Origin of the sequence: Kitasatospora sp. NBC_01266 (genome assembly GCF_036242395.1) — a bacterium.
Taxonomy (GTDB): Bacteria; Actinomycetota; Actinomycetes; order Streptomycetales; family Streptomycetaceae; genus Kitasatospora.
The window spans coordinates 5,951,543-5,965,029 of sequence record NZ_CP108458.1 but is presented as its reverse complement, the minus strand read 5'-3'; the positions used below and the strand labels follow the sequence as shown (position 1 = coordinate 5,965,029).

11 protein-coding genes are annotated in these 13,487 nt (G+C 74.7%); 7 read left to right on the top strand and 4 right to left on the bottom strand.

Annotated elements, in window-relative coordinates:
- The first annotated feature begins 5 nt into the window (after positions 1-5).
- From OG403_RS25945 to OG403_RS25935, 3 genes are all read left to right on the top strand, one after another.
- Positions 6-1,289, top strand: a complete 1,284-nt coding sequence (locus OG403_RS25945) for a family 4 glycosyl hydrolase (RefSeq protein ID WP_329572555.1) — start codon at positions 6-8, stop codon at positions 1,287-1,289.
- Positions 1,290-1,354: 65 nt separating this feature from the next.
- Positions 1,355-2,395, top strand: coding sequence for an N-acetylglucosamine kinase (locus tag OG403_RS25940; RefSeq protein ID WP_329568368.1), 1,041 nt, complete (start codon positions 1,355-1,357; stop codon positions 2,393-2,395).
- Between the two features lie 52 nt (positions 2,396-2,447).
- Positions 2,448-3,110, top strand: coding sequence for a TetR/AcrR family transcriptional regulator (locus tag OG403_RS25935; RefSeq protein ID WP_329568366.1), 663 nt, complete (start codon positions 2,448-2,450; stop codon positions 3,108-3,110).
- 57 nt (positions 3,111-3,167) lie between these two features.
- Here the strand turns inward: OG403_RS25935 and OG403_RS25930 are convergent, their stop codons facing one another.
- The 4 genes from OG403_RS25930 to OG403_RS25915 all read right to left on the bottom strand — a co-directional run bounded on the left by OG403_RS25930 (position 3,168) and on the right by OG403_RS25915 (position 6,978).
- Entirely contained in the window at positions 3,168-4,454 is a 1,287-nt protein-coding gene (locus OG403_RS25930; protein WP_329568364.1) for a TolB family protein, read from the bottom strand.
- Between the two features lie 230 nt (positions 4,455-4,684).
- Positions 4,685-5,305 carry a DUF4291 domain-containing protein gene (locus tag OG403_RS25925; RefSeq protein ID WP_329568362.1) on the bottom strand — a complete coding sequence of 207 codons (621 nt, stop codon included), beginning with the start codon at positions 5,303-5,305 and terminating at the stop codon, positions 4,685-4,687.
- Positions 5,302-5,883, bottom strand: a complete 582-nt coding sequence (locus OG403_RS25920) for a nucleosidase (RefSeq protein WP_329568360.1) — start codon at positions 5,881-5,883, stop codon at positions 5,302-5,304. The genes OG403_RS25925 and OG403_RS25920 overlap by 4 nt, the downstream gene beginning before the upstream one ends.
- Positions 5,884-5,955: 72 nt before the next feature.
- Positions 5,956-6,978 carry a cytochrome c oxidase assembly protein gene (locus tag OG403_RS25915; RefSeq protein ID WP_329568358.1) on the bottom strand — a complete coding sequence of 341 codons (1,023 nt, stop codon included), beginning with the start codon at positions 6,976-6,978 and terminating at the stop codon, positions 5,956-5,958.
- Between the two features lie 261 nt (positions 6,979-7,239).
- Here OG403_RS25915 and OG403_RS25910 point away from each other — a divergent pair, with 261 nt between their 5' ends.
- The 4 genes from OG403_RS25910 to OG403_RS25895 are packed head-to-tail and all read left to right on the top strand — an operon-like array spanning position 7,240 to position 13,482.
- On the top strand, positions 7,240-8,604 hold the full coding sequence (locus OG403_RS25910) for a hypothetical protein (protein ID WP_329568356.1): 1,365 nt from the start codon (positions 7,240-7,242) through the stop codon (positions 8,602-8,604).
- A gap of 11 nt (positions 8,605-8,615) precedes the next feature.
- Positions 8,616-9,554, top strand: a complete 939-nt coding sequence (locus tag OG403_RS25905) for a glutamate ABC transporter substrate-binding protein (protein WP_329568354.1) — start codon at positions 8,616-8,618, stop codon at positions 9,552-9,554.
- Positions 9,555-9,589: 35 nt separating this feature from the next.
- Positions 9,590-10,939, top strand: a complete 1,350-nt coding sequence (locus OG403_RS25900; RefSeq protein WP_329568352.1) for a hypothetical protein — start codon at positions 9,590-9,592, stop codon at positions 10,937-10,939.
- A 5-nt stretch (positions 10,940-10,944) separates the two neighbouring features.
- Positions 10,945-13,482 carry a serine/threonine-protein kinase gene (locus tag OG403_RS25895; protein WP_329568350.1) on the top strand — a complete coding sequence of 846 codons (2,538 nt, stop codon included), beginning with the start codon at positions 10,945-10,947 and terminating at the stop codon, positions 13,480-13,482.
- Positions 13,483-13,487 lie beyond the last annotated feature (5 nt).

The following is a 13,487-nucleotide window of genomic DNA, read 5'->3' as shown; positions in this document are numbered from 1 at the left end:
TGTCTCTGAAACTCGCGATCGTCGGCGGCGGCTCCACCTACACACCCGAACTGATCGACGGCTTCGCCCGGTTGAGCGACCGGCTGCCGATCGCCGAGCTGGTGCTGATCGACCCGGCCGCCGAGCGGCTGGAGTTGATCGGCGGCCTGGCCCGGCGGATCTTCGCCAAGCAGGGCCACCCGGCCGAGGTCAGCACCACCGGCGACCTGGCCGCCGGCGTGGCGGACGCGGACGCCGTGCTGCTGCAGCTGCGGATCGGCGGCCAGGGCGCCCGCAACGAGGACGAGAGCTGGCCGCTGGAGTGCGGCTGCGTGGGCCAGGAGACCACCGGCGCGGGCGGGTTGGCCAAGGCGCTGCGGACCGTGCCGGTGGTGCTCTCGATCGCCGAGCAGGTCCGCCGGGCCAACCCGGCGGCCTGGATCATCGACTTCACCAACCCGGTGGGCATCGTCACCCGGGCGCTGCTGGAGGCGGGGCACAAGGCGGTGGGCCTGTGCAACGTGGCGATCGGCCTGCAGCGCAAGTTCGCCGCACACCTCGGCGTGGCACCGGAGTTGGTCCGCCTCGACCACGTCGGGCTGAACCACCTGACCTGGGAGCGGGGGGTCAGCGTGCTGCCGACGCCCGACGCGGCGAGCGGGCGCGAGGTGCTGCCCGAGCTGCTGGCCGACTTCGGGCCCGAGATCGCCGCGGACCTGCGGCTGCCGCTGCCGCTGCTCCGGCAGCTCGGCGCGGTGCCCTCCTACTACCTGCGGTACTTCTACCAGCACGACGAGGTGGTCGAGGAACTGCGCCAGAAGGGCTCGCGGGCCGCCGAGGTGGCCGCGATCGAGCGCGAGCTGCTGGACCTGTACGCGGACCCGACGCTGGACACCAAGCCCGAACTGCTGGGCAAGCGCGGCGGTGCCTTCTACTCGGAGGCGGCCGTGCAGCTGCTCGCCGGGCTGCTCGGGACCGGTGGCCCGCAGTACGCCGTGCAGGTGGTCAACACCCGCAACAACGGGGTGCTGCCGTTCCTGCCGGACGACGCGGTGATCGAGGTCCCGGCCGAGGTGGGCGCGCACGGCGTGACCGCGCTGCCGCAGCGCCCGGTCGAGCCGCTCTACCGGGGGCTGATCGCGAACGTCACCGGCTACGAGCAACTGGCCCTGGAGGCAGCGCTGAAGGGCGGCCGGGACCGGGTCTTCGAGGCGCTGCTCGCCCATCCGCTGGTCGGCCAGATCGCCCTCGCCGACCAGCTGACGGACCGGCTGCTCGCGCACAACCGCCAGTACCTGAGCTGGCTCTGACGATCAGTCATGCACCGAGCCCCGGCCGGACCGGCCGGGGCCTCACGGACGAGCCCGGGGACCCGATGAAACACCAGTTGGACACGCACCTGCCCGGCGTGATCGCCATCGACGCGGGCAACAGCAAGACCGATATCGCGCTGGTCGGTGCCGACGGGCAACTGCTCGGCACCGCGCGCGGCGGCGGCTTCGCGCCGCAGCTGGACGGCCCCGAGGTGGCCGTCGCCGCGCTCGCGCCGCTGGTCGCGGCGGCGGCCGGGCAGGCCGGGCTGAGCCCCGCCGCCGGACCGCTCGCCCAGCACGTCCAGGCCTGCCTGGCCAACGCCGACCTGCCGATCGAGGAGCAGCAGTTGGAGCGGGCGCTGGCCGCGCACGGCTGGGGCCGCACGGTGGCCGTCAGCAACGACACCTTCGGGCTGCTGCGGGCCGGCACCGACACCCCGTGCGGGGTGGCCGTGGTCTGCGGGGCCGGGATCAACTGCGTGGGCCTGCTGCCCGACGGCCGCACCGCGCGGTTCCCGGCGCTCGGCCAGCTGACCGGTGACTGGGGTGGCGGCGGCGGGCTGGCCGCGGAGGCGATGTGGCACGCCACCCGGGCCGAGGACGGGCGCGGCCCGGCGACCGCGCTGGCCCCCGCGATCGCCGCGTACTTCGCGCTGCCCGGCGCCACCGCCGTCGCGGAGGCGCTGCACCTGCGCGAGCTCGGCCAGGAGCGGCTCTACGAGGTGGTCCCGCTGATCTTCGACTGCGCGGAGCGCGGCGATCCGGCGGCACTGGAACTGATCGACCGCCAGGCCGACGAGATCGCCCGGATGGCCCGGGTCGCACTCACCCGGCTCGGCCTGCTGGACACCGCCACCCCGCTGGTGCTGGGCGGCGGGGTGCTGGCCGCCGAGCACCCGCTGCTGCTGGACAACCTGACCGCCCGCCTGCTCGCCCTCGCCCCGCGGGCGCTGCCCCGGATCGTCACCGCTCCCCCGGTGCTCGGCGCCGCCCTGCTCGGCCTGGACCGGCTGGCCGCCGCGGGCCTGGGCGGCGACGGGGCGGCGCAGCGGCGGCTGCGCGCGGCGTACGGCAGCGCGGCGACGGCGGCGGTGGTCGGGTAGCGCCCGTTCACCGCCTTGCCCGCTGTACCTACTGGTATGTACGCTCGGGCGCATGAACGCTTCCGCGCCGAACACCGCTGCGCCCAACCCCGGTGCGGCCGGCACCGCTGCGGCCGGCACCGCTGCGGCCGGTACCGCCGGCCCGAGCGCCGCCGAGCGCCTGATCGAGAGCACCCGCGAGCTGCTCTGGGAGCGCGGGTACGTCGGCACCAGCCCCAAGGCGATCCAGCAGCGGTCCGGGGTGGGCCAGGGCAGCATGTACCACCACTTCGACGGCAAGCCCGACCTGGCGCTGGCCGCGATCACCCGCGCCACCCAGGAGATCCTGGCCAACGCCGAGGCGGAGTTCACCGGCCCCGGCACCGCGCTGGAGCGGATCACCGCCTTCCTCTCCCGGGAGCGGGCCGTACTGAAGGGCTGCCCGGCGGGACGGCTCACCCAGGACCCGGAGGTGATGGCGGATCCGGTGCTGCGCCGGCCGGTCGAGGAGACCTTCGGCCGGCTGCGCGCCCGGCTGGCCGAGCTGCTCACCGAGGGACGCGCGAACGGCGAGTTCGGTGCGGCGCTCGACCCGGTCGCCACCGCCTCCACCCTGGTCGCGGTGATCCAGGGCGGCTACGTGCTGGCCCGGGCGGCCGGGTCGACGCAGCCGTACGAGGAAGCCGTCGCGGGCGTGCTCGGCCTGCTCGCGGCCCAGGCCGCGAGCGGCCGATGACCGCCGTGCCCGCGATGCGGTACGTGCTCCGGGCCGCCCGGGGGCGGCACCGGTAGGTCAGCTGCCCGGTCGCAGGGTGAAGGCCTGCGGCGTCGTGTCGGTGTCGCCCGGCAGCAGCCCGCTGCCGTCCGCGCCGAACAGCAGGGTGGTCCCCCGGGCGTCGACGGCCGCGCCCAGGTTCTGGGCCAGGGTGTTCTGCGCGCCGGGGATCCGCAGCAGCCGCTCGGTGCGGCCGGTGCGCAGGTCGCGCCGGTAGTAGCCGAAGTCCTGGGCCGCGCCGCCGGGCAGCAGGTTGTCCGCGTTGGAGCTGAAGTAGACCCAGCGGTCGTCCGCGCTGATCCCGATCAGGTACGAGGACTGGTCGCCCTGCGTCCCGTCGGGCGCCGTGCTGACCACGGTGGTGGTGCCGCGGTCCAGGTCGCGCACCATCACCTGGCTCGGCGCCAGGAAGTCGTCGTCGAGCGAGGTGAACGCCGCGTAGCGGCCGTCGGCGCTGAGCACCCCGGCGGTCACCGCCGCGGTGCTGCCGTCGGGCTCCACGCTCGCCACGGCGGTCCGCCCGGTGCGCAGGTCGTGCAGGAAGAGCGGGTAGAACCGGGCCCGCTGCGGCGCGAGTCGGCGACCGGGCGAGGCCGGCGCGGCGGCCGCCAGGTCGGTGTCCTTGGAGATGAACACCACCCGGGAGCCGTCCGCGCTGATCGCGGGCGACACCGAGCTCGCGGTGGCCTGGCCGCCGTCGCCGCCGACCGAGGCCCGCACGGTGCGGCCGGTGCGGCGGTCGAGGACGAAGATGTCGCCGGCGCTGTTGGTGTCACCGGGCACCAGGTCGGCCCGGTTCGACTGGAAGACGACGTAGCGGCCGTCCGGGCTGATGCCCGGCTGGCCGCTGTCGCCGACCTGCGGCAGTCGGCGGCCGCCGACGCTGACCAACTCGGTGCGGCCGGTGCGCAGGTCGCGCAGGTAGATGTTGTCGACGCCCTTGGTGGTCCCCGGCACCAGGCTGCCGGCCGCGGAGGTGAAGACGACGTAGCGGCCGTCGGCGCTGATCCCGCCGCCGTAGCTGTAGCCGTCGGGCTGGACGCCCGCCGGCCCCAGATCCGCCCGCCGCAGCCGCCCGTCACGCAGGTCGCAGACGAAGACGCCGCCGTTGCCGTTGTTGCCCTGCGGCAGCAGGTTGTCGGCGAGCGAGTCGACCAGCGCGTAGTGGCCGTCGGCGCTGATCGCCACCGGCTGGGAGGCCTGGTCCGGCTGCGCGCCGCCGGGCGCCAGGCAGACCTGGCGCGCGGTGCCCGGCGCCGCCGCGACGGCAGGCGCCGCGCCGGTGACCGCCGGTAAGGCGGTCACCGCGCAAACGCCCACGATGGTCAGGACTTTGGCTCGACCGAGTCCGAACATGGTTCCCCTCCCGAGATGGCCGCCCCCGCGGCCGCTGGCCCGCCGAACGCCATGAGGAAACCGTCACGGGCCCCGGACGTCAACCGGTGGGTCGCCAGGGCCCTTGCTTCGAGCCAGTTCTGACGGTGCGTCAGTCTTGCTGCCCGGCGTGCTGCGGCCGACCGCGGACTGACGCCTCGTCAGCTCTGCTGCGGCGACATCCGCAGCTCCCGGGCCACCTCGGCGGCGACCGGCGGATACGGCGCCTCGGCGGGCAGCAGCGCGGCGGCGGCCACCTGGTCCCCGGCCCGCACCAACTCCCGCACCCGGTGGGCGAGCGGCGTGACATCGCGCACCGCGCACAGCCAGTGGTCGGCGTAGTCGCGGGTGGCCCGGCCGGTCAGGCCCAGCTGGAGCGAGCGGTGGGTGAGTGGGTTGAGATCGAGGTCGCGCTCCGGGTCCCACTGCACCCGTACCGCGCTCTGCTTCAACCGCCGCGCCCAGTCGGCCTGGTCGAGGTGCGCCTCGGGGTGGTAGTGCGACAGCACGGCCTGGGCGAGCGCGGACTCGAAGCCGGCCCGGCTGATCTCCAGGGCCAGCACCACCTCCTGGCCCGGCTTGGTGCCGTAGCCGCTGCGGTACATCATCCAGCGGAAGCTCGGCTTGACCCAGGTCATCCGGCTGCGGCTCCAGCTCTCCGGGAACTCGCCGTGCCGGGCCGCGTGCTCGCCGATCTGCGGCGGGTAGGCCTGGTAGACCGTCACGGTGTGCTCGGTGAAGGCCGCGCGGATCTGCCGGGCCGGGAAGCCGTCGGCGCTCACCGGGCGCCCAGGTGCTCGCGCACCCAGGCCGCCAGGTGCCGGGCGCACTCGTCCACCGAGTCCCGCCAGGCCCGCGCCGCGCCCTCGCCGGCCTCGTCGCTGACGTACTTGACCAGCCGGACCGGGACCCCGGCGCGCTGGGCGACCATGGCGACGGCGTAGCCCTCCATGTCGACCAGCTCGGCCTCGGCGGCCAGCCGGTCGCGGGCGGCGGGGTCGGAGACGAAGAGGTCGCCGGTGGCGAGGGTGGGGCCGTCGGCGGCCAGCGTCAGCGGCTCGCCGTAGCCGCGGCCGGTGAGCTGGTGCAGCACCGCGCTGTTCAGGTCGTGCTGGAGCACCGTGCCGACCGTGTGGATCCGCCCGTCCAGGCCGGGCCGCAGGGCGCCGGCGGTCCCGAGGTTGACCACCTCGGCCGGCGCCGGGCCGCTCGCCAGCACGGTGGCCAGCGCGGCGGCGGCGTTGACCTTGCCGATCCCGGTGATCAGCACCGGCAGCTCCGCCCCCAGGTGGGCGGCCTCCTCCGGCACGGCGATCACGAGGAGCGGACGGTGGGGGGCGAGGTCTCCGATCAGCTGCATGCCGCCGATCGTACTGAGGCCGGGCGGCACCGCGCCGGGCGCCACCGAACCTGGCGGCACCAGGTGGCGGCCTCAGCCCTCGGCGCCGAACCGGTGCTTCAGGTTGGGATCGTCCAGCCACCACGGGCGCTGTCCGGCCTCGGCGGCCTCCGCCACGTCGCCGCCCTCGGCCACGGCGGCCACGGCGGCCACCGCCGCCGCCTCGTACTGCGCGTCCAGTGCCGCGTCCACCGCCACCGTCTCCTCGCGCCCCTCCACGATCATGCGGCGGATCAGCGCGCAGAGGAACGGCAGGCCGACCAGGTCGCCCAGCACCCAGAGCGAGGTACCGCCCCAGGTCTGGTCCTGCGCCAGGCTCGGGCCCCAGGGGCGGCCCAGGGTGACGTAGTAGTGCTCGGCGACGATGTGGCCGCCGTAGATCAGCACGATGCCGAGCGCCGCGTCGAACATCACCTCGATGAAGGTGATGAAGAGGCCGACCAGGTGCGGGTAGCGGTGACCGACCGGGTCGAGCTGCAGCCGGGGCCAGAAGTAGGCCAGCCCGAGCAGCACCAGCGAGACGTGCAGCCCGATGTTCCAGGCACCGCTGGTGAGGCTCTTCTCGTACCAGGGGGTGAAGAAGAGCAGCCACGGCGGTGCCAGCAGCAGCGCGGTGGAGATCGCGGGGAACATCAGCAGCTTGGACGGCCGGCTGCGCAGCGCCCGCAGGATCCGCTCCCGGCGGGCCGGCGGCGAGGCCTCGACCAGCAGCGAGACCGGCGCGCCCATCGCGATCAGCAGCGGGACCAGCATCAGCAGCAGGACGATCTGCACCGCCCGGTCGGTGAACAGGATCCGCTCGTAGACGCCGACGCCCGAGCAGGTGAGCCAGATCCAGAGCAGCAGCCCGGCGAAGAAGTTCAGCGTGCGGGTCGGCTGCCAGCGCTGCCCGGCCCGGGCGAGCCTGCGCAGACCGAACAGGTAGCCGCCGCCGAGCAGCGCGCACAGCGCCAGCACCACCGGCTCGGCGGTCCATGAGGTGGCCAGGTCGGCCCACTGCCAGGGCGGCGGGCCGTGGTAACCGGCGGCTTCGGCCAGGACTGCTGTGCTCTGCATCGTTTCGCGCTCCATGCTCCGCCCGGTGCGGCGGGTTCCTCAGCCATCATGGCCGACACCCAGTCGATCACCGGCAGCGGGGCACCGGCACCACGCCGGGCTTCGCCCCACCCGCCCCCACCCGCCCCGCACCCGCTGCCGGAACCGCACTAGGGTGCAGTCACGTCTTGGCGCAAGTCACGTGTGGTTGTCGGAACCGGTGGCCATACTGCTGGCAGCGGCCGGTCCCGACCGTCGGGTGGCCTCGGGGAGGGTGGGCGGGTGGCGACACCAGCGCAGAAGGCGGCACGGCCGCCGGGACAGGGTGGCGGCTCGCCACCCCCGTATCCGCAGCTCCCACCGACGCCCGCGCGCCCGCGCCGGCGAGACCGGTGGCGGGCGGCGGCCCGCACCGCGCCCGGGCAGCTGCGGCTGACCGGGATCACCCTGGTCATCCTGGTGCTCGGCTTCGGCGCCCTGACGGGGTGGCAGGTGGCCGACCGCAGCGCGGCGGCCGACCAGGTGGTGACCCGCAGCCAGCCGCTGAGCCAGAACGCGACCGAGATCTACCGCTCGCTGGCGGACGCCGACACCACGGCGGCCTCCGGCTTCCTGCTGGCCGGCAACGCGCCGACCGAGGTGCGCCAGCGCTACCAGGGCGATCTGGCGAACGCCGCCCAACTGCTCACCGAGGCCGCCGCGCAGAGCTCGGGCGCGGGCCAGGCGCAGAGCTGGATCGACCAGCTCAACCAGCAGCTGTCGGTCTACTCGGGCCTGGTGGAGACCGCCCGGACCAACGACCGACAGGGCCTGCCGCTCGGCGCGGCCTACCTCAGCTACGCCTCCAACCAGATGCAGACCCAGCTGCTGCCGCTCGCCCAGCACCTGTCGGACGCCGAACTGGCCCGGCTGAACCAGGACTACGCCGACGCGCGGGCCACCCCGTGGGCCGCCTACGTGCTCGGGGTGCTGCTGCTGGCCGGTCTGCTCCGGGTCCAGGCCCGGCTGTTCCGGCGCACCAACCGGGTGTTCAACCTCGGGCTGCTGGGCACCACCGGCGCGCTGCTGGCCACCCTGCTCTGGCTGACCGCCGGGGTGGCGGCCGCCGACTCGGCGCTCTCGGACAGCCTCAAGCACGGCGAGACGCCGCTGCGGGCGCTCAACCAGGCCCGGGTGGACTCGCTGCAGGCGCGCACCGCGGAGAACCTCAACCTGGTCTCCCGCGGCTCCACCACCCAGTACGCCGACCAGTGGACCAAGGTCTCGGCGGCCGACTCCGGCGCGCTGGCCGCCGCCCAGCTGCTGGCACCCGGAGCCGCGGCCGACGACATCAAGGCGGCCCGCGACCAGTTCGCGCTGTGGACCCAGCGGCACACCGCCGCCGACGCCAAGAACAACGCCGGCGACTACCAGGGCGCCCTGGACGGCACCGTGGGCAGCGGCGCGGACAGCGCGCAGCCGGCCTACCTGGCGCTGGACCAGGACCTGGCGAACGCGGTGAAGGTCGAACAGGCCGACTTCCTGAGCGCGGCAAAGAACGGACGGGACGCCACCGGCACCGTCGTCTACGCCACCGCCCTGCTCACCCTGCTGGGCGCGGCGGGCGTGCTGCGCGGGATCGGCCACCGGCTGGCGGAGTACCGATGACGGGGGGACGGATGACTCGACGCCTGCGGACCGCACTGGCGACGGCCGCGCTGCTGGCACCGCTCACGCTGGCCGGCTCGGCCTCGGGAGCGGCCGGCCGGCCGGCGGTGACCGCGAGTTCCACCAAGGCGGCGGCGCTGACCAGTGCCCCGGCCTGCGACCCGACCAAGAGCCTGCCGCCGAGCTCCAGCGACAGCGGTCCGGCGGTGAGCGCGATCAAGAAGCGCGGCTACCTGATCGCCGGCGTCGACCAGAACGACTACCACTGGGGCTTCCGGGACCCCACCACCGGTCAGGTGGAGGGCTTCGACATCGACATCGTGCACGCGATCGCGCAGGCCGTCCTGGGCGATCCGAGCAAGGTCGTGTTCAAGATGGTGCCTACCGCCCAGCGTATTGAAGCCATCAAGAGCGGCCAGGTGGACGTGATCGCGCGTACCATGACGATCACCTGCGACCGGCTGAACGACGTGGACTTCTCCACGGTGTACTTCCAGGCCGGGCAGCAGGTACTGGCGCCGAAGGCGGCCCACGCGACGAGCGTCGACGACGCGCTGAAGGGGAAGACGGTGTGCGTGTCGGACGCCTCCACCGCGCAGGACCAGCTGAAGCAGGATCCGCGCGGGGTGAAGGCGATCACGGTGGTGGGCAACGACCTCGACTGCCTGGTGCGGATGCAGCTCGGGCAGGTGGACGTGACGTTGACCGACAACGGGATCGCCGTCGGCCTGGCCGCCCAGGACCCGACGCTGCAGGTGATCGGCCCCTCGATCACCGACGAGCCGTACGGCGTGGCGATCTCCAAGAACTCGCCGGACCTGGTGGCCCGGGTGAACCAGGTGCTGGCCGACTACCGATCCGATGGTGGTTGGATGGCCAGCTACGACAAGTGGCTGGCGCCGTACCTCGGCCCCTCCGACGGCCCTCCGCCGGCGAACTACCTGCCGTGAGAACCGAACTGACCGAGGACTGAGGAGAGAAGGGCGTGGCGTTGACAGGATCCGCTGGCCCGGTGCTGAGCCGGGAGGAGGTGGACCGCGAGCTGTCGCGGCTGAGCGCCGAGCGCGAGGCCGTCGAGGCGGCGCTGCTCGCGCTCCAGGACCACCCCGGCCGGCGCCTGCTGGAGGGCGCGGCCCTGTCCGGGCGCACCGAGGAGCGGTGGTCGGTGGCCGGCCAGGGTCTTGACCTGCTCTGGGCCTTCTTCGACCGCTACTCCGAGGCGCTGGCCGCCGCCCGCGCGGTGCGCTCGCGCCGGGTGCGCCCGACCGCGCCCGAGCTCGCCGAGCTGAACGAGCTGCTGCGCGGCCCGGCGGTCACCGTCTCCGGTGGCCGGCTGCCCAACGCGGCGATGCAACTGACCGGTCCGGCCCGGCTGGTGGAGCAGATCAGCCTGCGCGAGCTGATGGACCGGATGAACTCCTGGTACGCCACCGTGCTGGAGGTGGTCAGCGCGGCCGACGCGGTCTGGTCCGCGCTGCCGGCCCGGATCGACCTGCTGCTCGCCGAGCTGCGCCGGGTGGCCATGCTGGCCGCCTCGGTGGGCGTGCGGGCCGGGGCGCACCCGCTCGGCGACGAGCTGGTGCGGCTGGAGCGGGAGCTGACGGCACTTCGGGCCCAGGTGGTGGCCGACCCGCTGGCGCTGTGGCGCCCGGCCCGGGTGCCGGCCCAGCGCGGCCGGGAGACCGCCGGCGACGCGGCCGCCGCCCACGCCGCCGCGGCCGGCGCGGTGGACACCGAGCGGTTCGACCAGACCGGCCGGGCGCTGGACAACGTCCGGGTCGAGCTGGAGCAGCTGCTGCGGCTGCGGGACGAGGCGGACGAGCGGCTGCACCAGGTCGGCGACCTGCTGCGGCGCGCGGACGCCACGCTGGGCGAGGCCCGGCAGGCGCGCGGCGAGGTGCTCGCCAAGATCGCGGCGACCGAGGTGCCGGCCGTGCCGGGGCCGCTGGCCGCGCTGCGCGACGGGGTGCACCAGGCCGCCGAGCTGCGCCAGAGCGGGCAGTGGCACCGGCTGGCGCCGCTGCTCGACGCCCTGGAGGAGCAGGCCGCCCAGGAGTTGACCCGGGCCCGGCAGTCGCTGACCGAGGTGACCGCGCCGCTGGCCGTGCGGGCCGAGCTGCGCGGCCGGCTGGACGCCTACAAGGCGATGGCGGCCCGCCTCGGGGTGGCCGAGGACCCGGAAGTGATCGAGCGTTACGAGAAGGCCCGCTGGCTGCTGTGGAGCGCCCCGTGCGATCTGCGCGCGGCAGCGGCGGCGGTGGCGAGGTTCCAGCAGGCGCTCCGTCCGGCGGCGGCGCCGCAGGACGCGCGGCGGTACGAAGGACAGGGGGATTGAGAGCCATGGGCGAAGCCTGTGTGCGGCCGGACTGCTCCGGCGGTGTGATCGACGAGGACGGCTACTGCACCGAGTGCGGGCTGGCCCCGCTGGTGGCGGCGACCGGTCGGACCGGCGCGCCGGTGGCGGTGGCGACGGCGGGACCCGGCGGGCGCTGCGCGCGGGCGGGCTGCTCGGGCACCATCGACGCGGACGGCTTCTGCGACGAGTGCGGCCTGGCCCCCGAGGGCGGCACCGCCGCCGTGCTGCCCGCCGCCCGGCAGTCGCCGGACTCGGGCTCGGTGCGTTCCATGCCCTCCAGCCGTACCGGCTCGGCCCGTTCGATGTCGGGCCGGTCGCGCTCGCACCGCTCCACCCGCACCGGCACCCGCGGCTCCGTCTCGGTGCGCAGCAGCAAGTCCACCGGCACCACCGCCGGCCGGCCGCGGCTGGGCGCCGGCCTGGTGACGGTCCCCAGCGTGCCGAGCGCGGACCCCTCGCTGGCCGTGCTGGAGAACCCCGAGGTCCCCGAGCGCAAACGGTTCTGCAGCAAGTGCGAGCGCCCGGTCGGCCGGGAGAAGAACGGCCGCCCGGGCCGGCCGGACGGCTTCTGCAGCAACTGCGGCACGGCGTACTCCTTCACCCCCAAGCTGCGCCGCGGCGACCTGGTCGGCGGGCAGTACGAGGTGCTGGGCTGCCTGGCGCACGGCGGCCTGGGCTGGATCTACCTGGCGGTGGACCGCCGGGTCTCGGACCGCTGGGTGGTGCTCAAGGGCCTGCTGGACAGCGGTGACGAGGACGCGCTGGCGGCGGCGATCGCCGAGCGGCGGTTCCTGGCCGAGGTGGACCACCCGAACATCGTCCGGATCATCAACTTCGTCGAGCACCCGGACCTGCGCACCGGCTCCACCGACGGCTATATCGTGATGGAGTACGTCGGCGGCAAGTCGCTCAAGGACATCGCCAACGAGCGGCGCGGCCCGGACGGCAAGCGCGAGCCGCTGCCGGTGGAGCAGGCCATCGCCTACGGGCTGGAGGCGCTGCCGGCGCTCGGCTACCTGCACAGCCGGGGCCTGGTCTACTGCGACTTCAAGATCGACAACGTGATCCAGAGCGAGGACACGCTCAAGGTCATCGACATGGGCGCGGTGCGCCGCTTCGACGACGAGGGCCCGATCTACGGCACCGTCGGCTACCAGGCGCCCGAGATCGCCACCGACGGTCCGTCCCCGGCCTCCGACCTGTACACGGTGGCCCGCACCCTGGCCGTGCTCAGCTTCGACTTCCAGGGCTACAGCACCACCTGGGTGGACGAGTTGCCCGGCCCCGAGCAGGTGCCGGTCTTCGCCGAGTACGAGTCCTTCTACCGCCTGCTGGTGCGCGCCACCGACCCCGACCCGAGCCGCCGGTTCTCCTCCGCCGAGGAGATGGCCGACCAGTTGACCGGCGTGCTCCGGGAGATCCTGGCGCTCAAGGACAGCACCCCGCGCCCGGCGCTCTCCACCCTGTTCGGCCCGGAACTGCGGGTGGTGGACACCGAGTTGGTGACCGACGGCGAACCGCCCGCGCCCGGCCTGCCGCGGCTTCGGCCGCTGGACGCGGCGGCTGCCGCGCTGGCCCTGCCGGTCCCCCGGGTGGACCCGAGCGACCCCAACGCGGGCTTCCTGGCCGCGCTGATGGCCACCCGGGCCGCCGACGTGCTCAGCGCCCTGCAGGGCGCGCCGATCAACTCGGTGGAGCGCCGGCTGCGCGAGCTGCGGGCGCTGATCGAGCTGGGCCGGCACACCGACGCCGCCGCGGCGCTGGCCGAGTTGCAGTCCGGCAACGCGGACGACTGGCGGGTGGTCTGGTACCGCGGCCTGTCCCAGCTGGCCGCCGCCGGTCAAGCCGCCGCGGACGGGGGCACTGCCCAGTCCCGGGCGCTGGCCGAGGCCGCCGCCGAGGCCTTCGACGCGATCTACGACGCCTTCCCCGGCGAGTCCGCGCCCAAGCTGGCGCTGGGCATCTGCGCCGAACTGCTCGGCAACGCCGAGGACGCGGCCGAGTTCTACCGCCTGGTCTGGAGCACCGACCACGCCTATGTCAGCGCCGCCTTCGGCCTGGCCCGGGTCTGCCTGACCGCCGGCGACCGGGCGGGCGCGGTGGCCACCCTGGAGTCCGTGCCGGAGACCTCCAGCCACTACACCGCCGCCCGGATCGCCAGCATCCGGGCCCGGCTGCGCGAGCGCCCGGGCCAGGAGCCGCTCGGCCCCGACCTGGTGGCCGGGTCGACCCAGCTGAGCTCGCTCGGCCTGGACGACCGGCGGCGCGAGCAGCTCTCGGTGGAGGTGCTGGACGCCGCGCTCGGCTGGGTGCTGGCCGGCCGGCCCACGCCCACCGCGAGCCGGCCGCTGCCGGTCGGCGAGGGCGACGTCCAGGTGCTCGGGCACCCGGCGCGGGAGCGCGAGCTGCGCTTCGCCCTGGAGCGCTCCTACCGGGTGCTGGCTCGGCTGGCCGAGCGTGCCGAGGACCGGATCGAGCTGGTCGAGCGGGCCAACCGGACCCGCCCGAGGACCTGGGTGTGAGGGTG